Origin of the sequence: Pantoea sp. GbtcB22, from assembly GCF_019091025.1 — a bacterium.
GTDB classification, from domain to species: domain Bacteria; phylum Pseudomonadota; class Gammaproteobacteria; order Enterobacterales; family Enterobacteriaceae; genus Pantoea; species Pantoea leporis.
The window spans coordinates 1,096,079-1,118,785 of record NZ_JAGXKB010000001.1; the positions used below are offsets into that span (position 1 = coordinate 1,096,079).

At 51.8% G+C, this 22,707-nt stretch carries 18 protein-coding genes; 5 read left to right on the forward strand and 13 right to left on the reverse strand.

Annotated features, from left to right (window positions below):
* Positions 1–20 precede the first annotated feature (20 nt).
* The gene (gene elyC, locus KVT28_RS05185; protein WP_137385496.1) at positions 21–806 is read left to right on the forward strand and encodes an envelope biogenesis factor ElyC; all 786 of its coding nucleotides are present in this window, start codon (positions 21–23) and stop codon (positions 804–806) included.
* Here elyC and KVT28_RS05190 read toward each other — a convergent pair.
* From KVT28_RS05190 to serC, 12 genes are all read right to left on the reverse strand, one after another.
* A complete protein-coding gene (locus KVT28_RS05190) occupies positions 786–1,679 on the reverse strand; it encodes a YcbJ family phosphotransferase (RefSeq protein WP_217547070.1) in 894 nt (297 codons plus the stop codon). The two genes, elyC and KVT28_RS05190, sit on opposite strands and share 21 nt — an antisense overlap.
* A 110-nt stretch (positions 1,680–1,789) precedes the next feature.
* The gene (kdsB, locus tag KVT28_RS05195) at positions 1,790–2,539 is read right to left on the reverse strand and encodes a 3-deoxy-manno-octulosonate cytidylyltransferase (RefSeq protein WP_217547072.1); all 750 of its coding nucleotides are present in this window, start codon (positions 2,537–2,539) and stop codon (positions 1,790–1,792) included.
* Positions 2,536–2,718 carry a Trm112 family protein gene (locus tag KVT28_RS05200; RefSeq protein ID WP_007887424.1) on the reverse strand — a complete coding sequence of 61 codons (183 nt, stop codon included), beginning with the start codon at positions 2,716–2,718 and terminating at the stop codon, positions 2,536–2,538. Before KVT28_RS05200 ends, kdsB begins: the two co-directional genes overlap by 4 nt.
* Positions 2,719–2,808: 90 nt before the next feature.
* Positions 2,809–4,026, reverse strand: coding sequence for a winged helix-turn-helix domain-containing protein (locus KVT28_RS05205; protein WP_192234409.1), 1,218 nt, complete (start codon positions 4,024–4,026; stop codon positions 2,809–2,811).
* Positions 4,027–4,048: 22 nt separating this feature from the next.
* Positions 4,049–5,050: a tetraacyldisaccharide 4'-kinase gene (lpxK, locus tag KVT28_RS05210; RefSeq protein WP_101760955.1), complete on the reverse strand. Its 1,002-nt coding sequence runs from the start codon at positions 5,048–5,050 to the stop codon at positions 4,049–4,051.
* Positions 5,047–6,795, reverse strand: coding sequence for a lipid A ABC transporter ATP-binding protein/permease MsbA (gene msbA, locus KVT28_RS05215; RefSeq protein WP_217547075.1), 1,749 nt, complete (start codon positions 6,793–6,795; stop codon positions 5,047–5,049). Before msbA ends, lpxK begins: the two co-directional genes overlap by 4 nt.
* A gap of 34 nt (positions 6,796–6,829) precedes the next feature.
* Positions 6,830–9,088, reverse strand: a complete 2,259-nt coding sequence (locus KVT28_RS05220) for a DNA internalization-related competence protein ComEC/Rec2 (protein WP_217547078.1) — start codon at positions 9,086–9,088, stop codon at positions 6,830–6,832.
* 206 nt (positions 9,089–9,294) lie between these two features.
* Positions 9,295–9,579 carry an integration host factor subunit beta gene (gene ihfB, locus KVT28_RS05225; protein ID WP_003849360.1) on the reverse strand — a complete coding sequence of 95 codons (285 nt, stop codon included), beginning with the start codon at positions 9,577–9,579 and terminating at the stop codon, positions 9,295–9,297.
* A gap of 86 nt (positions 9,580–9,665) precedes the next feature.
* Positions 9,666–11,342, reverse strand: a complete 1,677-nt coding sequence (gene rpsA / locus KVT28_RS05230) for a 30S ribosomal protein S1 (RefSeq protein WP_052025984.1) — start codon at positions 11,340–11,342, stop codon at positions 9,666–9,668.
* A gap of 121 nt (positions 11,343–11,463) precedes the next feature.
* Entirely contained in the window at positions 11,464–12,144 is a 681-nt protein-coding gene (gene cmk, locus KVT28_RS05235; RefSeq protein ID WP_101760957.1) for a (d)CMP kinase, read from the reverse strand.
* A 197-nt stretch (positions 12,145–12,341) separates the two neighbouring features.
* On the reverse strand, positions 12,342–13,628 hold the full coding sequence (aroA, locus tag KVT28_RS05240) for a 3-phosphoshikimate 1-carboxyvinyltransferase (protein ID WP_217547080.1): 1,287 nt from the start codon (positions 13,626–13,628) through the stop codon (positions 12,342–12,344).
* Positions 13,629–13,708: 80 nt separating this feature from the next.
* A complete protein-coding gene (gene serC, locus KVT28_RS05245; protein ID WP_101760959.1) occupies positions 13,709–14,794 on the reverse strand; it encodes a 3-phosphoserine/phosphohydroxythreonine transaminase in 1,086 nt (361 codons plus the stop codon).
* Between the two features lie 310 nt (positions 14,795–15,104).
* Here serC and ycaO point away from each other — a divergent pair, with 310 nt between their 5' ends.
* The 4 genes from ycaO to pflA all read left to right on the forward strand — a co-directional run bounded on the left by ycaO (position 15,105) and on the right by pflA (position 21,342).
* Positions 15,105–16,868, forward strand: a complete 1,764-nt coding sequence (gene ycaO / locus KVT28_RS05250; RefSeq protein ID WP_217547082.1) for a 30S ribosomal protein S12 methylthiotransferase accessory factor YcaO — start codon at positions 15,105–15,107, stop codon at positions 16,866–16,868.
* A gap of 356 nt (positions 16,869–17,224) precedes the next feature.
* Positions 17,225–18,085, forward strand: a complete 861-nt coding sequence (focA, locus tag KVT28_RS05255; RefSeq protein ID WP_101760961.1) for a formate transporter FocA — start codon at positions 17,225–17,227, stop codon at positions 18,083–18,085.
* A 69-nt stretch (positions 18,086–18,154) separates the two neighbouring features.
* The gene (pflB, locus tag KVT28_RS05260) at positions 18,155–20,437 is read left to right on the forward strand and encodes a formate C-acetyltransferase (RefSeq protein WP_217547085.1); all 2,283 of its coding nucleotides are present in this window, start codon (positions 18,155–18,157) and stop codon (positions 20,435–20,437) included.
* 164 nt (positions 20,438–20,601) lie between these two features.
* Positions 20,602–21,342 carry a pyruvate formate lyase 1-activating protein gene (gene pflA / locus KVT28_RS05265; RefSeq protein WP_101760963.1) on the forward strand — a complete coding sequence of 247 codons (741 nt, stop codon included), beginning with the start codon at positions 20,602–20,604 and terminating at the stop codon, positions 21,340–21,342.
* Positions 21,343–21,397: 55 nt separating this feature from the next.
* On the opposite strand, the gene KVT28_RS05270 is transcribed toward pflA, so the two are convergent.
* Positions 21,398–22,549 carry an MFS transporter gene (locus KVT28_RS05270; RefSeq protein ID WP_101760964.1) on the reverse strand — a complete coding sequence of 384 codons (1,152 nt, stop codon included), beginning with the start codon at positions 22,547–22,549 and terminating at the stop codon, positions 21,398–21,400.
* Between the last annotated feature and the right edge of the window lie 158 nt (positions 22,550–22,707).

Here is a 22,707-nt window from a genome sequence, read left to right on the forward strand (position 1 = left end):
GACAAAAGAGGCCATATTCGATGTTTTTCGCTTTTAAAAAAGTCATTGGCGGGATGTTGCTTCCCTTGCCGCTGCTGTTATTACTGATGGCGGCAGGACTTTTGCTGCTCTGGTTCAGCCGCTGGCAAAAAAGCGGCAAAATCCTCATCTCTTGCAGCTGGCTGCTGCTGCTGATTTTGAGCCTGCAGCCGGTTGCCGATCGCCTGCTGTCACCGCTGGAAAATCATTATCCCACCTGGAACGGTAACGAGCCGGTCGATTATATCGTGGTGCTCGGCGGTGGCTATACCTTCAATCCGAATTGGGCACCGAGTTCCAACTTGATTAATAACAGTCTGCCGCGCGTGGCCGAAGGCGTGCGTCAGTGGCGTCGCTATCCGCAGGCCAAAATGATCTTTACTGGCGCAGCAGCCGGCGAAAACCCACGCAGCAGCGCCAGCGTGGCGGCCGAAGTGGCGGAAAGTCTGGGCGTGCCATCAGCAGCGATTATTCAGTTGGATCAACCAAGAGATACGATTGGCGAAGCTCGCGCGGTGAAACAGACGATTGGTGAACACCCGTTCTTACTGGTGACTTCCGCCAACCATCTGCCGCGTGCCATGCATTTCTTTCAAAGTGCCGGCATGAATCCGCTGGCCGCACCGGCAAATCAGTTGGCGGTGACCTCGCCGCTAAACTGGTGGGAACGCGTTATTCCGTCACCGCTGTGGCTGGCACACAGTGAGCGTGCGATCTATGAAACGCTGGGACAAACCTGGCAGAAGCTGCGCGGTGACGATCTCACCTCAACCCAGCCAGGGGAGTAATTGCGCGCGGGCGTGATCGAAGCGCGGACGGTCAAACTGTCCGCTGCTGACCAACGTGTCGACGCAATCCCACAGCTGATACAACCAGCGCCGCCAGAGAAAACCTTCCGCCACGGGCGCGCGCTGCAGATAGTGCTGCAGCAGTGACGCTTCTGCGCCGCTATCCGCCAGGCGCATCAGATCGTATTCGCGCGGTGCCCAGAGAATGTTGCCCGGCTGCATCATGGCAATAAGCTGATCGCTATACGCATCTTTTAACATACTGGCTAAGCGCAGGTTGCCGTGCATCAATACGCAGGGATCGTCAAAACCGTTGAACAGACGCGGTAATAGCTGACGGCTGCGAAACAGAATCTGACGATCTTCCAGTGTAAAAAACGGCGGTGACAAATAACCCAGCGTTGACCACAACACATCCACTCGCTGGCGATACCATGCGGGCCAGTTATTCTCCTGCACGCTGTCCACGCTGCCGACTAAGCCATGGCTGTCAATACGATGCCACGCCAGCACGCCTTCGACGATCTGTTCGCACAGCTGTTCCCAGCGCGCTGCGCTGCGGGCCGGAGCTTCCGCAGAAACACCGTTAAAGCGTGCCATCAGCAACATTTCATGTACCGGCTTTTGCTGGCTAAGCACCAGACCAAACACGGCAGGCACGGCGATCAAGCCATCATGACCGAGCATGGTCAGTTTTTTAGCTTCCAGCGCAGCGCGTCCCTGATGACGAAAATACTTTGCCACCAGCGGCATCGGTTTACCGGCGTTATCGTAAAGCGCATACAGTCGCGTGTGCGCCTGCTCGCTAATGGTTTCGAGACGACTGATGCTTTCACCAAGCACCAACGCGAGTTCTGAACGGAGCTGTTCCATGCAATATCCTCCGACGTCAAAGGGCTGGAATATGCTGGAGGTGATGGCGGCGCAAAGCTTAGCGCCAGATCAAACTTTCAGGCCAGCGAGAGCCGCTGGCCGGTCGGAGATTAACCCTGCATAGCGAGACGAACCCGCTCAAGGTCTTCCGGCGTATCCACCCCAACACTTGGGATAGTTTTTGCCACCGCGACGTGAATCTTTTCACCGTACCACAGCACGCGCAGCTGTTCGAGCAACTCAACGTGCTCCAGCGGGCAAGGTTCCCACGCAATGTAGCGACGGATGAAACCGGCGCGATAGGCGTAGATGCCAATGTGGCGGAGCAGCGTGTCGCCAATCTGCTCGCGAGAACGCGCATAACGCTCGCGATCCCAGGGAATGGTGGCGCGTGAGAAGTAGAGCGCATAACCTTTGGCGTCCATCACCACTTTCACCGCGTTCGGGTTAAAGGCTTCTTCTGCATCGGTGATCGGCACCGCCAGCGTCGCCATCCCGGCTTCAGATTGCGCCAGATTACCTGCCACCTGACGTACAATCTCCGCCGGGATCATCGGCTCGTCGCCCTGCACGTTAACGATGATGGTGTCGTCGGCAAACTGATACTTTTCGATCACTTCGGCCAAACGCTCAGTTCCGGACTGATGATCGACCCGCGTCATGCACACTTCGCCGCCGGCCGCCGTTACCGCCGCAGCCACATCCGGATGATCGGTGGCGACAATTACGCGATCGGCACCCGATTCACGGGCGCGTTGCATAACGTGTAGCACCATCGGTTTACCCTGAATATCCACCAGCGGTTTGCCGGGAAGACGCGTTGAAGCGTAACGCGCAGGAATAATGGCAACAAAACTCATGGATGAATCTCTTCAACAGACAGCGTACGCGCTTCCACTTCCAGCAGCACTGGAATACCGTCACGTACCGGGTAAGCCAGGCCATCCGGTTTACAGATCAGCTCTTGCTGCTCTTTGTTGAAATAGAGTTTTCCGTTGCATACCGGGCAAGCAACGATTTCGAGTAAACGGTGATCCATAATCTTCTCCATTCAGGACCGATTCAGACGGGTAGCATAGCATAATAGCGTGCGCGTGAATGACGCACTCAAGCCGGACAAATGGCAGCTTTATTCACCAATCGACCAGCGAGTTGACCAGGCAGCCAGCAGTTCTGCCGGCGCATTTTCGATAATCACTTGGTTGGCGCCTTGCCACGCGGCGAAGCGATTAATGGCTTTTTGGACGTCATTAAGGAAAGCGTTACTGATGCGTGTGCCCTCTTCCAGCCAGAATGCACGAACCACTAATTGCTGCGCCTGACGCTCCATTTTGGCATCAATGCGCGCTTTCAATAATCCGCGATGCAGGACCGGCAGGACAAAATAACCATATTTGCGCTTTTCCGCAGGCGTATAGCACTCAATGCGGTAATCAAAATTAAACAGCTCCAGCGCGCGACGACGATCCCAAACCACTGGATCAAAGGGTGACAACAGCGCGGTATGTGTGGCAGAGAGTGGCTTTTCCAGCAGCGGCAATAATGCGTGGTGTAACCACATTTCGCCCAGTTGCTCGACCTCAACACGCACAATTTCTCCGCGCGCAGCCGCATCCTCAAGCCATGACTTGAGCGGTGCGCGTTTGAGCCGGTAATAATCGGCTAACCAACTGCCACGGAAAATGCCGAGACTGCATGCGCTGTGACTCAGCATCTGTAACACCGCTTCGTCTTCACTTAACGCATGCTGTTCATCAATCCAGTCCGGCATCACGCGGCTGTGCAGATCGTAAACCCGCTGGAAGTTGCGCCGCTCCACCACCATCAACTGACCCGCACTGAACAAATTCTCCAGATGACGCTTATGCGGCTTCCACGCCCACCAGCCCGGTTTGGTCTGTTTATCATTACTGAAATCGGCTGCTCGCACTGGGCCGTTGACGGAGATGTGTTGCAGTAGGTCAGTGATTTCCTGTTGATGTTCCTCAACCCATCGTTGGTTGTACTTCCAGCCCAGTCGCTGCGGTTCCAGCATGCGGTGGCGCAGCAACGGGTAATCTTCGAAAGGAATAAAACAGGCTTCATGAGCCCAATATTCAAATAATGCGCCCGAGGCCAGCGCTTCTTCCAGCCAGTTGGTCTGATACGCGCCAAGGCGGCTAAACAGCACCAGATAAGGACTGCGTGCCACCACATTGATGGTATCAATTTGCAGCAAAGACATCTGACGCACAGTCGCGTGTATATCAGCAAAGCGCGCACGTCGGCCTAAAGGACGTAACAGTCCCTGAGCAGCCAGATGCAGATGACGAGCAGTTTGCAACGAGAGGGAAGCGACGAGGTTCATAACTCCATTCCCTTTTTGGTGGTTAGCGCGAACGGGCGTCTCGCGCGGTAGTGCAGAGATGGGTGATATCGTCTAACAAGGTTGTCACCGCCGCGCCTTGCAGATGCGCATCAACCGGCAAATACCACCAGTTTGGGCGAGCAAAACTACGGCATTTTACCGCATCTTTTTCCGTCATCAGCAAGCACTGATCTGCCTGAGTCAGACGCCGCAATTCGTCTTCGCTGTAAGCATGGTGATCGGCGAAGGCAATTTCAGCCACTGGCTTGATGCCTTGCTGCTTAAGCGTGTTGAAGAAGCGCGGCGGATGACCTATGCCGGCCATCGCGACAATTTCCGGCAATTGCGCTAACGCCACGCTTGCACCGTTGATCAGGTTGACCGCCAGACCGGGCTGCAATGACATCGCAATTTCGCCCGCCTGCGCATCGCCGCCGTTAACGATCACCGCATTTACGGTGCTAAGTCGTGAGGCGCGTTCACGCATCGGCCCAGCCGGTAACCACCAGCCATTGCCAAAACGACGCATCCCATCCACCACCACGATTTCGCGATCGCGCTGCAGCGCGTAATGCTGCAGGCCATCATCGGTGATAATCACATCCAGATCGTGCGCAGCGAGCAAGCCTTCTACCGCCAGACGCCGCCGTGGCGCAACGGCGACCGGCACTTGCGTGCGTTGAGCGATCAGCACAGGTTCATCGCCGGCCTGCGCCGTGGGCGTTTCAGCGGTAACCAGCAGCGGATAACGTTCAGCTTTTCCGCCGTAACCCCGCGACACCACGCCAGCACGTACTCCACGTTGTTGCAGCGCCTGCACCAACCAAATCACTACGGGCGTTTTACCATTCCCACCTGCGGTGAGGTTCCCCACCACAATCACAGGGCAAGGCGCACGCCAACTTTTTCGCCAACCGCGCTGGAAGCTGAGGCGAATCAATAGGGTAATCGCCCCATAAAGCAGACTCAGTGGCCATAGCAGCAGCCATAACGGCGAACGCCCGCTCCAGATGCGTTCGATCATTGACCGAACTGCAGTTTGTGAAGCTGCGCATAGGCGCCCTTCTGTTCAAGCAGCGCGCTGTGAGTACCGCGTTCGACAATGCGACCATCTTCAACTACGACGATCTCATCGGCTTTCTCAATGGTCGACAGACGGTGCGCAATTACCAGTGAGGTGCGATTTTTCTGCAGCTCATCAAGTGCGGCCTGAATCGCCCGCTCAGATTCGGTATCGAGCGCTGATGTGGCTTCATCGAGAATCAAAATCGGGCAGTCGCGCAGTAACGCACGCGCAATCGCAATACGCTGACGCTGACCACCGGAAAGCAGCACGCCATTCTCACCTATCACGGTATCAAGGCCATTATCCATCTTCTGGATAAAGTCCATTGCATGCGCCATGGTCGCAGCCTGCTCGATTTGCTCGCGCGTGTATTGACCATTACGGGCATAAGAAATGTTGTTGGCGACGGTGTCGTTGAAGAGATGAACGTTCTGGGAAACCAATGCCACTTGATTACGCAGTGAACGCAGGGTGTATTCGCGCAGATCGTGGCCATCCAGCAGAATTTCACCGCTATCAATGTCGTAGAAGCGCGTCAGCAAGCTGGCCATAGTGGATTTACCAGAGCCAGAACGGCCGACCAGTGCAACGGTTTTACCGGCAGGCAGCGACAGGTTGATATCACGCAGCGCAGGAATTTCACGGCCTGGATAGGTAAAAGTCACGTTGCGGAATTCCACATCACCCTTAGCACGATCCATTTCACGCTTGCCGTTATCCACTTCCTGCTCACTGTCAAGAATCGAGAACAGCGTCTGACAAGCCGCCATACCACGCTGGAACTGCGCATTCACGTTGGTCAGTGACTTGAGCGGACGCATCAGGGCGATCATTGATGAGAACACCACGGTGATGGTACCGGCTGTCAGCGTTTCCATCACGCTTGGGAAACTGGCGGCATAAAGCACAAATGCCAGTGCCAGCGAGGCAATCAACTGGATTACCGGATCAGAGATTGAAGATGCTGACACCAGTTTCATGCCTTGTTGGCGCATCCTGTTACTGACCTGAGAAAAACGCTTGGCCTCCACTTCCTGGCCACCAAAGATCAGCACTTCTTTATGCCCTTTTAGCATCTGTTCGGCGCTGGTGGTGACCTGTCCCATGGTGTTCTGCATGTTCTTACTGATGCTGCGGAAACGTTTGGAAACAGTACGAATAGCAAAGGAGACGATCGGTGCCAGCACAATGAGAATCAAAGACAGCTGCCAGCTGTAATAGAACATCATGATGAACAGGCCAATGATTGAGGCCCCTTCACGCACCACCGTAACCAGTGCACTGGAAGAGGAAGAGGCCACCTGTTCAGAATCGTAGGTGATGCGTGACAGCAGCGTCCCCGTTGATTGCTGATCAAAGAAGGTTACCGGCATGCCCATCATATGGCCGAACAGGCGGCGACGCATATTCATGACCACGTTGCCGGACACCCATGAGATGCAGTAACTGGAGATGTAGCTGGTCACGCCACGTACCAGCATCAGGCCAATTACCACCAGCGGCATCCACAGCATTACGGATCTGTCTGCTTTACCGAAGCCATCATCCAGTAAAGGTTTCAACAGAGAGAGCATCAGGGTATCGCCTGCCGCATTGAGTATCAGCGCCACCGCTGACACATACAGGCCAGCCTTGTGGGGCGCAATCATCGGCCAGAGTCGACGGAATGTCTGCCACGTTGAGAGATCTTTATCTTGATGCATTATTTATTCACGCTGTTTGAAATAGCCGCTCATTCTACCTGGAATCGCGTTTGACGCCAAACCACTGATGGTACCATCGAGGCATTATTTGCTCTCTTAAGCCCTTAATTTGCCAATGACCTTGTCTGATACCCACATGAATCTGACCCGATTGTGCCGTGTCGTACCACATATAGCCTTGCTGACGATAGCGTTGCACCACGGCTGGCGCAGGCATACGCCAGGCGTTATACCGCGCCACCGAAGCAAATGCTGCTTTCCCAGCAACATTACGTAACAGTAATGCGCCTGATGAAGTCCGACTACCATGGTGCGGAACCTGCAAAATTGTCGCGTTCAGAGCCTCTTTTTCCAGCGCGACAATTTTTCTCTCGGCTTCTAACTCAATATCCCCGGTGAGTAACACGCTAACGAGCCCGTCATCGACTCGCACCACACAGGAATCGTTATTTTGTCCCTGGGTCTGATTCTCCGGCGGCCACAAAGCGGTAAATTGCAATTTGCCCCACTGCCACCGCTGACCACGGAAGCATGGCAGGTGTCCGTCTTCCGCCAGGGCACTACGAATTGCTACCGCTGGATTAACTTTGAGCAATGAGTGTAGCCCACCACGGTGATCAAGATGCTTGTGGCTTAGTATCAAAGAATGGAGGCTTCTGCCGTGATACTGCAACCATGGCAGAATGACGCGCGATCCGGCATCATCCTGTTTCCAACCCGGTCCAACGTCATATAACACCACTTCATTGCCCTGTGTAATGGCAATCGCCAGGCCATGCCCCACATCAATCATGTCGATTTGCCAGTCATCACGCTGTGCAGTGCTGCGCCAGAGGATGATTGCGAGTATCAGGCTAAAACACGGCATCACACTGCGATAAATCAGCTTGCTGCGCCAGAGAACTAATCCTACCCACAGCAGCACGACAGCAGGTAACGTATCGCTCCATGCCCACCAGCCAGCGGGTAACCACTGCAGCAGGAGCATGACCTGGCTTATGGAAAGATCCGCCAGAGACCATAATCCCGTTGAAATCAGCGGCACTGGCAATAGCATTGCCAGCAATATTAGTGGCACCGTGACAAAAGACACAACCGGCACCGCGATCAGATTTGCTAATAACGCACTCAGGCTTATTCCCTGAAACAGGAAGATTTGTAGTGGAGCCATGAGGATCATCATTCCTAACTGCAGATGTAGCAATTGCAATAACAGCCATCGACGCTTTGCGCGAAAGCGATGTGTTAATGGAAACCATTGATACCAGGTAATCAGCATCGCGACCGCCAGTGCCGACAACCAAAAGCTTTCTGACAGCACAGTTAATGGATCCAGTACCAGCAAAGCGCCGATACATAACGTCCAGACTTGCCAGCCACTGAGCTGCCAACCGGCGCTGCGCATCCCTATCCATAATATGAGCGCGATCATCGCGCGCTGGGCCGGTGCATGACTGCCAGAAACCCACGTGTAAGTCGCTGCGGTCATAACACTAACCAGCAGCGGAAATAAATGACCAATCAAATGACCCGGCAAAATTACCTGGATAGTACGCGCCAACAGCCATCCAACGCTGGCAGCTAATGCAATATGCATTCCCGAGATTGCCATCAAGTGGGCAGTACCTGTTTCCCGCAGCAACTGTCGCTGCTCTTCAGTCATGTTGATACGTATACCAAACGCTAAAGCCTGCATAATTGCCGGTTGTTTGAGCGTATCGAATGCGGGTAGATGATGATTAATTAAACGCGTCCGCCAGTTGCAAGTTAGCGATTCCACCTGCTGACTGATGATGCGCCCTTGCAGCGGCGTGTGATTAGACAAGGCAAAGCGCTGCAGATCGAACTCGCCTTCATTTAATCTGCCGTGGACGGCACGCAGTCGCAGTTTCATCTGCCAGCGCTGACCGGCACAGTACGATTGCTCCATCAAAGCATTATTGAGCGTGACAAAGAGAGGTGGAAACTGATAACGCTGACCGACACGCAATATTTGCACGGTTAATTGCTGCTTCTGTTCACGAACTTCAGTCACACGTACAGTGGCTTCAATTGAGGCGGCAGTCAGATCCCCAATGGCACTGACCATCTGGCGGGCTTCAGTCAATGTCCAGGCCACCATTAAGAGAGCAATTCCTGCAAGCCGTAGCAACGTGATTGGCATCAACCTAAGCGCCACAGCGAATACAACCATGATGACTATTCCGTTGGCAGCGGGTATGTGCGGCAATATGCCCAACGGCAATGCCGAGGCAATCATCAATCTGGCCAGAACAATCCAGTTCATATGCATTATTACTCTCCCTCATTGGCGGAAGAGTGTGCCGAGAAAAGCAGGGATTGACTTCATTGAAAAGAGAGTGTGTCGCGATGGATTCCGAGACTTTTGCAGAGATTACATTGATGAGACTTCATTTTGGAAAGCAGATCTCAATTCCGCATACTCTAAGCAAAAAAAAACGACACCCTAAAGTGTCGTTTTTGTCGTTCGGTAACGGCTTAGCCGTAGATGTTCGCACGGTCACGCAATTCTTTGCCCGGCTTAAAGTGGGGAACGTATTTACCTTCCAGATCCACTTTGTCGCCCGTTTTCGGGTTACGACCCGTACGCGGTGCACGGTAATGCAAAGAAAAGCTGCCGAATCCCCGGATTTCAATGCGCTCGCCCTGGGCCAACGTAGTGGCCATGTGCTCAAGCATCTCTTTGACCGCATCCTCAACGACTTTCGCCGGAATATGAGTATGCTGGCCAGCAAGTCTCTCAATTAGTTCTGACTTGGTCATGTAACCTCCGGTTAATCCTTATTTGGAAAGGTATGACAGCTTTTACCGAAACCGGACGATTTTCATCGTCCGGTGCCTTAGGTCGATTACTCGCCTTTAGCCGCTTTGAACGCTTCAGCCATCGCGCTAGAGAAGTTGCTGCCTTCATCCTGTTTGGTGTTAACAGTGTTGATAGCTTCTTTCTCATCAGCCTGGTCTTTAGCACGAACAGACAGGCTCACAACGCGGTTCTTACGGTCAACGCCGGTGAATTTAGCTTCAACGTCGTCGCCAACACTCAGAACCAGTGTTGCGTCTTCGATGCGGTCCAGAGAAGCTTCAGAAGCGCGCAGGTAACCCTCTACGCCATCAGCTAGTTCTACTGTAGCACCTTTCGCGTCAACTGCAGTGACTTTACCAGTCACGATAGCGCCTTTCTTGTTCAGGGTGATGTAGTTGTTGAATGGATCTTCAGCCAACTGCTTCACGCCCAGAGAGATGCGCTCGCGCTCTGCATCAACCTGCAGTACAACGGCAGCGATTTCGTCGCCTTTTTTGTACTCGCGAACGGCTTCTTCGCCAGTCGCGTTCCAGGAGATGTCAGACAGGTGAACCAGACCGTCGATGCCACCGTCCAAGCCGATGAAGATACCAAAGTCAGTGATTGACTTGATTTTACCTTCAACGCGATCGCCTTTGTTGTGGGTCTCAGCGAACAGCTGCCATGGGTTAGATTTGCACTGCTTCAGACCCAGGGAGATACGACGACGCTCTTCATCGATGTCCAGAACCATTACTTCAACCACATCGCCTACGTTTACAACTTTAGACGGATGGATGTTTTTGTTGGTCCAGTCCATTTCTGAAACGTGTACCAGACCTTCAACGCCTTCTTCGATTTCTACGAAGCAGCCGTAATCAGTCAGGTTGGTTACACGACCAGTCAGGCGAGTGCCTTCTGGATAGCGCTTAGCGATAGCAACCCAAGGATCTTCGCCCAGCTGTTTCAGGCCCAGAGATACACGGGTACGCTCGCGGTCGAACTTCAGCACTTTAACAGTGATTTCGTCGCCCACGTTGACGATTTCGCTCGGATGCTTAACGCGTTTCCAAGCCATATCGGTAATGTGCAGCAGGCCATCAACGCCGCCCAGATCCACGAATGCACCGTAGTCAGTGAGGTTCTTAACGATACCTTTAACTTCCATGCCTTCCTGCAGGTTTTCCAGCAGCTGATCGCGCTCAGCGCTGTTCTCAGATTCGATAACTGCACGGCGTGAAACCACGACGTTGTTACGTTTCTGATCAAGCTTGATTACTTTGAATTCAAGCTCTTTGCCTTCCAGGTGCAGAGTATCGCGAACCGGACGAACGTCTACCAGTGAACCTGGCAGGAACGCACGAATACCGTTCAGCTCAACTGTGAAGCCACCTTTAACTTTGCCGTTGATAACACCGGTAACAGTTTCAGCGTCTTCGTAAGCTTTTTCCAGCGTGATCCAAGCTTCGTGACGTTTAGCTTTCTCACGGGACAGCAGGGTTTCACCGAAGCCGTCTTCTACTGCGTCCAGCGCAACGTCAACTTCGTCGCCTACCTGGATTTCCAGTTCGCCGGCTGCGTTCTTGAACTGCTCTGCAGGAATTGCAGATTCAGATTTCAGACCCGCATCAACCAGAACTACGTCTTTGTCGATAGAGACAACAACGCCACGAACGATGGAACCCGGACGGGTTTCGATTTCTTTCAGGGACTCTTCAAAGAGTTGAGCAAAAGATTCAGTCATATTGATAATCTTAGGATTCTTCAATTTAACGTCCACCTGACTTCATTGTCGGATGGGGTTGTTTCACATGCCCTGCACCGGGTCCTTGGTACAGGGTTACAGCAATTCGGTTGCCGAAAGATTAAATGCCCAACTTACGCTTAGCATAATCAAGCGCCTTTTCAATCACTTGCTCAATCGACATACTGGTTGAATCCAGTACCAGAGCATCTGTGGCAGGCACTAAAGGGGCGATGGCACGATTACGATCGCGGTCGTCGCGTTCCTTTATCTCGGATAAAAGGCGATCAAAGTTAACATTAAAGCCTTTCTCCTGCAACTGTAGCATACGGCGATGCGCACGCTCTTCCGAGCTAGCGTCGAGGAATATTTTCACTGGCGCATCAGGGAAAACCACGGTTCCCATATCGCGTCCATCGGCGATTAAACCGGGCTCTTCGCGGAATGCGCGTTGGCGTCGAAGCAATGCCTCACGCACCCGCGGAAAAGCGGCAACGCGCGATGCGGTGTTGCTGACTTCTTGCGTGCGGATTTCACCGGTGACATCTTCACCTTCAAGAACCACCTGCATTTCACCGTCAACCGATAGAAAACGCACATCAAGATGCGCAGCCATCGGTACTAATGCTTCCTCGGACTCAATATCCACCTGATGGTGAAGTGCGGCCAATGCTAAAACGCGATAAATAGCGCCAGAATCCAGTAAGTGCCACTGCAACGACTCCGCCATCGCTTTACATAAAGTCCCTTTACCCGCGCCACTTGGCCCATCGATGGTAATAACCGGGGCGATTGCCGTCATTGTTCTCTCCTGTTGCTGCGTGCTTATTGTCAGCCCTTCCAGGCCGCCTGGATTGCGCGGCATTATACGCTGCCTGCGTCGGGTTAGTACCCTTTAGCGTAGACAGCGCTAGAAATATAGACAGATTCAGAAGAATTTCCGCCTGATAAGGCCAGAAGAGAGCAAAGAAACCCGGCGCTGTGCACCGGGTTAGACGATCAGGAAGTATGACTGATTTTCGCCAACTGCTGGAAATAGCTCGGGAAGGTTTTCGCAGTGCAGCCTGGATCAAGGATGGTTACCGGCGTATCGGACAGAGCCACCAGTGCGAAGCACATTGCCATACGGTGATCGTTGTAAGTACCGATGTCCGCATGTTGCAACTGAGCCGGCGGTGTGACACGAATAAAGTCTTGCCCTTCTTCTACTTCCGCCCCCACTTTGCGTAACTCAGTCGCCATCGCAGCAAGGCGGTCGGTCTCTTTTACGCGCCAGTTATAGATGTTGCGCATCAACGTGGTGCCTTGAGCGAAGAGTGCAGTAGTTGCAATTGTCATTGCCGCATCGGGAATATGGTTCATATCCATATCGATTGCCGTCAGCGATCCGCGTGTGCAAGAGATATAGTCATCTCCCCACTCAATCACTGCGCCCATCTTTTCCAGCACATCAGCAAAACGGATATCGCCCTGCACGCTGTTGCGGCCAATACCGGTTACACGTACGGTACCCCCTTTAATGGCAGCGGCAGCGAGGAAATATGATGCAGAAGACGCATCACCTTCCACCAGATAATCGCCCGGAGACTGGTACTGTTGCTGCCCTTTAACCACAAAACGCTGATAGTCCTGATTATCAACATCCACACCAAAGCAACGCATCAGGTACAAGGTGATATCAATGTAAGGCTTAGAAACCAGATCGCCTTTTATGGTGATGATGGTGTCTTGCTGCGCCAGTGGCGCGGTCATTAGCAATGCCGTGAGGAACTGGCTGGATACACTGCCATCGACGCTGACTTCCCCACCAACAAAACCACCATTAAGACGCACTGGCGGGTAATCGGTCTGTTCGAGATAGTCAATCTTTGCTCCGCCCTGACGCAGTGCATCAACCAGATGACCAATCGGACGCTCTTTCATGCGTGGCTCGCCAGTCAGAACGATTGACTGCTCGCCCAAACAGAGCGCGGCAGCCAAAGGTCGCATCGCTGTACCTGCGTTACCGAGAAACAGCTCAAGCGGTTTTTCAGCATGTAAAGGGCCCGCGTTACCTACTACTTCGCATACGGTGCGATCGTCTGAGAGCGTATAGCTGACACCCAGCGCTTTGAGGGCATTCAGCATGTGCTTAACGTCATCGCTATCAAGCAAGTTAGTCAGGCGGGTGGTGCCCTTTGCCAGCGCGGCCAGCAAGAGTGCGCGGTTCGAGACGCTTTTTGAACCCGGTAAGTTTACCGTGCCGTCAACGCGAGCAATCGGTTGTAGAGTCAGGGAGTCCTGCATGTGAAACCAAATCTCCAGAAAATACGAGACCCCATCATGTGACGGGGTCTGATACCAGACAAGCTGGCATGAAAAAGCAATTAGCCGTGGCGACGTTCGAAGTCGACCATGAACTCAGTGAGCGTTTTAACCCCTTCCAGCGGCATCGCATTGTAGATCGATGCACGCATACCGCCAACTACGCGATGGCCTTTCAACGCGTGCAGCCCAGCCTTGAGAGACTCTTCCAGGAACACTTTGTCCAATGAAGAATCGGCTAACTGGAATGGCACGTTCATACGTGAACGGTTTTCGCTTGCGACATCGTTGCGATAAAACGCACTGTTATCAATCACGCCATACAATAAGTCGGCTTTTGCCTGATTCAGCTTGTCCATCTCAGCCACGCCGCCCTTCTCTTTCAGCCATTTGAATACCAGGCCAGAGAGATACCATGCGAAAGTCGGCGGAGTGTTAAACATCGATTCATTTTCGGCCAACACCTTGTAATCAAGGATAGAAGGCACATAACGTTGTGCTTTGCCTAGCAGATCTTCGCGCACAACCACTAAGGTTAAGCCCGCCGGGCCGATATTTTTTTGCGCGCCAGCGTAGATCACGCCATAGCGACTTACATCGATTGGACGAGACAGAATAGTAGAAGAGAGATCGGCAACTACGACTTTATCGCCAAAATCCGGCTCTTCATCGATAGCAATGCCATCAATCGTTTCGTTCGGGCAGAAATGGACATAAGCCGCATCATCATTTAACTGCCATTCACGCATTGGTAATAAAGCACGCTTACCATCACGCGTAGTTTTGATATCAATGGTATTTGGCGAGCAGAATTTCTCAGCTTCTTTAATTGCGCTGTGAGCCCAGTAACCGCCGTCAATATAATCCGCGGTTTTTGCATCACCCAGCAAGTTGCCGGGAATGGCCGCGAACTGCGCACGCGCACCGCCATGGCAGAATAAAACTTTGTAGTTGGCTGGGATCTTCAGCAGATCGCGAAAATCTTGTTCTGCCGCTTCTGCAACAGCAATAAACTCTTTACTGCGGTGACTGATCTCCATCACCGAGGTGCCTAATCCGTGCCAGTTTGTCAGTTCTTGTTCTGCGCGACGGAGCACTTCTACCGGCAGCATAGCCGGGCCAGAGCTAAAATTATAAACCTGAGTCATTTCCCCTCACCACTGTCATATCGAACGGTTATGAATACCCAACCGGTTTTATCATTGCCTCCAGATGGCTGCAATCATTAATCCGGCAGCGATCACATTTCCAGAGCCAGCTTCACCGCAGCTTATGTCATAAATGCATTAAGCCATGGAATTTTGTGAGGTTGTTCCAGAAAGAAAAATCGGCAAGCGGAATGGCGTAACAACCTTAACCAGTCTGAGATAAATTTGGCTGACTGAATAGCGAAGCACGCATAAAACCCGTATTATTGCGCGCTTTACGCCCACCCCATTGACTTAAGAGAGCGCCACCATGACGCAAACGTTTATCCCCGGAAAAGACGCCGCACTGGAAGATTCCATTGCTCGCTTTCAGCAGAAACTGCAAGACCTTGGTTTCAACATTGAAGAAGCTTCCTGGCTGAATCCGGTGCCACACGTCTGGTCAGTACACATTCGCGATCGCGACTGCCCGCTGTGCTTTACAAATGGCAAAGGTGCTAGCAAAAAAGCCGCTCTGGCTTCAGCGCTGGGCGAATATTTTGAGCGCCTCTCTACTAACTATTTCTTCGCCGATTTCTGGTTGGGTGAATCCATCGCTAATGGTGATTTTGTTCACTATCCGAATGAAAAATGGTTCCCGCTCACTGAGGACGACAGCCTGCCAGAAGGCATTTTGGATGCGCGCCTGCGCAAGTTCTATGATCCTGATGAGAGCCTGGGTGCTTCTGAGCTGATTGATCTGCAATCCGGCAATGACGAGCGTGGAATTTGTGGCCTGCCATTTACCCGTCAATCTGACCAGCAAACAGTGTATATCCCGATGAACATCATCGGTAATCTGTACGTTTCGAATGGTATGTCTGCCGGTAACACCGCGAACGAAGCGCGTGTACAGGGTCTTTCTGAAGTGTTTGAGCGTCATATTAAGAATCGCATCATCGCCGAATCCATCAGCCTGCCAGAAATACCAGCAGAGGTGATGCAGCGTTATCCTGGCGTAATTGAAGCAATTGAACGTCTGGAAGCAGAAGGTTTCCCAATCTTCTCATACGATGCGTCACTCGGCGGCAAATACCCGGTTATCTGCGTTGTGCTGTTCAATTTAGCAAATGGTACCTGCTTCGCTTCGTTTGGCGCACATCCGGACTTTGGCGTCGCACTTGAGCGAACCGTTACTGAACTGCTGCAGGGCCGTGGTCTGAAAGATCTCGACGTGTTCACACCGCCGACGTTCGATGATGAAGAGGTAGCGGAACACGCTAACCTGGAAACGCATTTCATCGATTCAAGCGGTCTGATTTCATGGGATATGTTTAAAGACGATGCCGATTATCCTTTCGTCGACTGGAGCTTTGCGGGTACCACTCACGAAGAGTTTGATACGCTAATGGCGATCTTCCGTGCGGAAGATAAAGAAGTCTATATCGCTGACTATGAACATCTGAGTGTTTACGCTTGCCGCATTATCGTGCCGGGCATGTCTGATATTTATCCAGCAGAAGATCTGCTGCTGGCAAATAACAGCATGGGCGCACCACTGCGCAAAACCCTGCTGGCGCTGCCAGACAGCCAATGGGAACCCGAAGCCTATCTCGAGCTGATTGTGCAACTGGATGAGGAAGGTCATGATGACTTTACTCGCGTGCGCGAGCTGCTGGGTCTGGCATCAGGCAAAGATAATGGCTGGTACACGCTACGTATTGGCGAGCTGAAAGCTATGCTGGCGCTGGCCGGCGGCGACCTGGATCAGGCTCTGATCTGGACTGAATGGACGATGGAGTTTAATCAGTCCATCTTTAGTGAAGAGCGCGCAAACTACTACCGCTGTCTGCAAACCTTGCTGCTGCTGGCAATGGAAGAGGAACGCGATCCGCTACAATATCATCGCGCCTTTATTCGTATGTACGGCCAGGCTGCTGTTGAGGCTGCTTCAGCGGCAATCAGTGGCGAAGCGCCCTTCTATGGATTGCAAGCGGTCGATCTGGATCTGAAAGCTTTCCCTGCGCATCAATCATTACTCGCTGCCTATGAAAAGCTGCAGACAGCTAAACGTCGTTATTGGTCACAAAAATAGCCTTAACGCTTAAATTTCCATTTATAGAAATTAGGGTATTGGTCAATGGCACTGAAAAAATCAGTGCCATTTTTTTATATTGATCATACAAAGAGATTTAAGTGCATTATTAAATAACAATTCAGCTTTAATCGTTAATGATATTTAACAAAATCTAGTTTTGCCCGCAGCCACCTTCAACTTATTTTGCATAAATTAAAAATTATTTATTACAATAAATTCAATAATTTAAGCAGCACTCAGACGCATTTACGCTTCGCTTATCAGCTACCTTCCGGTCAAATATGATCCACATCAATTTCTGACCTATACTCCTTTGTTAATATCTTTACAGGCAATTTTTGGAGAGCGTTAGTGTGAAAGCTGACAACCCTTTTAATTCATTATTACCGGCGGCAATGGCGAAAGTTGCAGAAGAAGCCGGCATATATAAAGCTACTAAACGTCCTTTAACCACCTTCTTCCTTGCCATCACTGCTGGCGTATTTATCTCAATCGCATTTGTCTTCTATATCACTGCGACCACCGGAAGTGGAGCAATGCCCTACGGCATAGCAAAACTGATCGGCGGTATCTGTTTCTCGCTCGGTTTAATGTTAGTCGTGGTGTGCGGTGCTGACCTGTTCACCTCAACTGTTTTGATCGTGGTGGCAAAAGCCAGCGGCCGTATCACCTGGCTGCAACTCGGTCGACACTGGTTGACGGTCTATATCGGTAACCTGTTTGGTGCGCTGTTCTTTGTCGCGCTGATCTGGTTAGCCGGTGAACACATGGTGGCGAATGGTGCCTGGGGTTTGAATGTCCTGCAAACCGCTGACCATAAAATGCATCACACCTTTATTGAAGCAGTGAGTCTCGGCACGCTCGCCAACCTGATGGTTTGCCTGGCGGTGTGGATGAGTTATTCCGGCCGCAGTCTGATGGACAAAATGTTTGCGATGATCCTACCGGTGGCGATGTTTGTTGCCTGCGGTTTTGAACATAGCATTGCCAACATGTTCCTTATCCCGATGGCCATCGTTATCCGTGATTTTTCCAGCCCGGAATTCTGGCAAATGGCTGGTGCAAGCGCAGCACAGTTCCCATCACTAAGCGTTAGTGACTTTATTGTTAACAACCTGATTCCCGTGACCATCGGCAACATTATTGGCGGCGGATTATTAGTCGGTTTGACCTACTGGGTAATCTATCTGCGTGGCGATGAGCCGGTGCATTAATGAATTGGTACGGGCGTGCTGAGTCAGCGCGCCATACGTCAAAGTCTCCCTAAATAAGGCAGGTATATCATGTCCGAACTGAATGAAAAAATGGCGTCAGCCTGGGAAGGATTTAGCGCCGGCGAATGGCAGAACAGCGTCAACGTCCGTGACTTTATCCAGAAAAACTACACACCGTATGAAGGCGACGAATCCTTCCTCGCTGGCGCGACGCCGGCCACAACTAAGCTGTGGGACAGTGTACTTGAAGGCATCAAAATCGAGAACCGCACCCACACGCCGGTAGATTTTGACACCGATCTGGCTTCAACCATCACCTCTCATGATGCCGGCTACATCAGCAAATCGCTGGAAAAAATCGTTGGCCTGCAAACTGAAGCACCTTTGAAACGTGCCATCATCCCGTTTGGCGGCATCAAAATGGTTGAGGGTTCTTGCAAGGTTTATGGCCGCGAACTTGATCCCGCGCTGAAAAAAGTCTTCACTGATTACCGCAAAACCCATAACCAGGGCGTGTTCGATGTTTACACCCCTGACATCATGCGCTGCCGTAAATCAGGCGTGTTGACGGGTTTACCGGATGCCTATGGCCGCGGTCGTATCATCGGTGACTATCGCCGCGTTGCGCTGTACGGCATAGATTTTCTGATGAAAGACAAAGTTGCGCAGTTCAATTCTCTGCAGAGCGATATGGAGAATGGCGTTGACCTCGAAGCCACCATTCGCCTGCGTGAAGAGATCTCTGAACAGCACCGCGCACTGGGTCAGATCAAAGAGATGGCTGCGAAGTATGGTTCAGATATCTCGCTGCCCGCTACCAATGCTCAAGAAGCCGTTCAGTGGACTTACTATGGCTATCTCGCGGCGGTGAAATCTCAGAACGGTGCGGCAATGTCCTTTGGTCGCGTATCCACCTTCCTTGATGTGTATATCGAGCGCGATATTCAGGCCGGAAAACTGACTGAAGAAGAAGCACAGGAACTGATTGACCATCTGGTGATGAAACTGCGTATGGTGCGCTTCCTGCGTACGCCTGAATACGATGAGCTGTTCTCCGGTGACCCAATCTGGGCAACAGAATCACTGGCGGGTATGGGCGTCGATGGTCGTACTCTGGTGACTAAAAGCACCTTCCGTTTCCTGAATACGCTTTACACCATGGGGCCATCTCCGGAGCCAAATATGACCATCCTGTGGTCAGAAAAACTGCCGGTTAACTTTAAGAAATACGCCGCAAAAGTGTCTATCGATACATCCTCATTGCAGTATGAGAATGATGACCTGATGCGTCCTGACTTCGACAACGATGACTATGCTATCGCCTGCTGCGTTAGCCCAATGATTGTCGGTAAGCAGATGCAGTTCTTCGGTGCGCGTGCCAACCTGGCAAAAACCCTGCTTTACGCAATCAACGGTGGCGTTGATGAAAAACTGAAAATGCAGGTGGGTCCGAAAGAAGCACCAATCACTGACGAGATTCTTGATTACGACATCGTGATGGAGCGCCTGGATCACTTCATGGATTGGCTGGCTAAGCAGTACGTCACCTCCCTGAATATCATTCACTACATGCACGATAAGTACAGCTACGAAGCTTCACTGATGGCGCTGCACGATCGTGACGTTTATCGCACCATGGCCTGTGGTATCGCGGGTCTGTCTGTTGCGGCTGACTCACTTTCTGCCATCAAATACGCCAAAGTGAAAACCATCCGTGATGAAGATGGTCTAGCGGTAGACTTTGAAATTGAAGGCGAATATCCGCAATTTGGTAATAACGACTCTCGCGTTGATGACATGGCGTGCGATTTGGTTGAACGTTTCATGAAGAAAATTCAGAAACTGCAAACCTACCGTAACGCGGTGCCAACTCAGTCAGTGCTGACCATCACTTCTAACGTGGTTTACGGTAAGAAAACCGGTAATACGCCAGACGGACGTCGTGCGGGTGCGCCATTCGGTCCGGGTGCTAACCCAATGCACGGCCGTGATCAGAAAGGTGCGGTGGCTTCACTGACCTCCGTCGCGAAACTGCCCTTTGCTTACGCGAAAGACGGCATCTCTTATACTTTCTCCATCGTGCCAAATGCGCTGGGTAAAGATGATAACGTGCGTAAAACCAATCTTGCTGGCCTGATGGATGGATATTTCCACCATGAAGCCAATATTGAGGGCGGTCAGCATCTGAACGTTAACGTGATGAACCGTGAGATGTTGCTGGATGCGATGGAACATCCTGAGAAGTATCCGCAGCTGACCATTCGCGTATCCGGTTATGCTGTGCGCTTCAATTCGCTCACCAAAGAGCAGCAGAAGGATGTAATTACCCGTACGTTCACTCAGTCGCTGTAATCGTAGTTCACTGAGATTGAAAGGCTCCTGCGGGAGCCTTTTCTCCACAAGTCCGTTTTGCCAGTTTGCTGGTGCTGGCGACCTGGCAAAATCGACTTTCACTTTTAGAGCACAACATAGATTGTGCTGCCTGATATTCAGGCCCACCTGGAGAACTCATCGCAATGTCAACCATCGGTCGTATCCACTCCTTTGAATCCTGCGGCACCGTTGACGGCCCAGGCATCCGCTTCATTACCTTTTTTCAGGGCTGCCTCATGCGCTGCTTGTATTGCCATAACCGCGATACATGGGACACGCATGGCGGTAAAGAAGTTACCGTTGAAGAGTTGATGAAGGATGCGCTCTCATATCGTCACTTCATGAATGCATCTGGCGGTGGCGTGACGGCGTCGGGTGGCGAAGCGATCTTACAAGCGGAGTTCGTGCGTGACTGGTTCCGCGCTTGCCAGGCAGAAGGCATTCATACCTGTCTCGACACTAACGGCTTTGTTCGTCGCTACGATCCGGTGATCGATGAATTGCTTGATGCCACTGATTTGGTAATGCTCGATTTAAAACAGATTAACGATGATGTGCATCAGATTCTGGTGGGCGTTTCCAATCATCGTACGCTGGACTTTGCGCGCTATCTGCAGAAGAGAGGCAAACGCACCTGGATCCGCTTTGTAGTGGTGCCTGGCTACTCCGATGATGATGACTCCGTTCATCGCTTGGGTGAGTTTACCAAAGATATGGATAACATAGAGAAGATCGAATTGCTGCCTTACCACGAGTTAGGCAAACACAAATGGATCGCCATGGGCGAAGAGTACAAGCTGGATGGTGTTAAGCCGCCGAGCAAGGAAACCATGGAGCGAGTGAAGAATATCCTCGCCAGCTACGGCCATGAAGTGATGTATTAACCGCAAACAAAAGGGGAACCACCGGCTCCCCTTTTTACTATTTCATGGGAATGCGTTAAGCATGTGCGACCGGAGTAGCCTGATGATCGGCTTTGCGCAGTAACATCACCAGATAAACCAGTGCAACTGCAGCAATCATCACAAACAGCAGGCGGTCAGAGTAATTTTGCATCAGCATTGACGTCATTCCCGGCCCCACCAAACTGCCCACGGTATAGCTAAACAGTAACGCCTGATTCATTGCCACTAACTCATGATGCGCGACGGTTTCGCACGCCCAGGACATCGCCACCGGATAAAGTGTAAAACCCGCAAGACCAAGCACAAACAGCGCTGGCGCCATCGCAGTATCACCTAACATAGCAATCGCACCCAGGATAACCACAAACACTTGCACACGCAGCACCATCAGGCGACCAAAGCGATCGGCTAAACGTCCTACCGGCCACTGACCGACAATGCCGGAGCTGACCAGTAACGCCATCCAGTAACCGACGTTTGCATCACTCATGCCCTGATGTGACAGATACAACGGCATCAAGCCATAAAGTGAGCCGAGAACGATACCGGAAATAATGCAGCCATTGATGCCGAGACGAGAACTACGACGACGCAACATAACCCAAAGGCGCCCCGTTGAAGCTTCTTCTGTCGCAGCGCTGGTATTGACATGCACAAATACTACCGGCAATACCGCACAGATAATCAGTGCAGTCACCCATGGAATCACGTGGAGCAGTTCGGTTGACACGCGGCTCACCAGCAACTGGCCTGCAACAGTGCCGAGGTAATAGATGATCATATAAGCCGCCAGCAACTGACCGCGATTACGCACGGTACCGCTGCATAACAAGGCACTCTCAACCACCACCCAAATCAGTGCACAACCGACACCTGCGGTAAAGCGCAGTAATGTCCAGCTATAGAAACCATCCAGTATCACCATGCCCATGGTCGCTACGGCAAAAAGCACGCTGGCGAGGTAAAAACAGCGATTAAAACCATAACGAGTAATCAACCAGCCCGCGAGCAAGGTGCCCAGCAAGTTACCGGTGTAATACGATGAGCTAGCCATTCCCACTTGCCAGGTTGGCAATTGATCATGGGTAAGCCAGAGCGGTACCAGCGTATTAAGCACAGCGATAGACACCGTCATAAGCATTAAGCCGCAAAGCAGCAAAACGACGGGGCGCGACCAGGTTGACATAGGGAATAAAACCAAAAGAAATGACGATAATTGCGCGCAGTTTGCCATCGGCTATCTTAAAGTCAATGTGCAAAAATTCGTCGCCGCACGATTTGCTGCGGAACAATTTATTTTTTTTATCTTCAGAGGGTTAGAAGCATGATGAGGGATACAAGTGC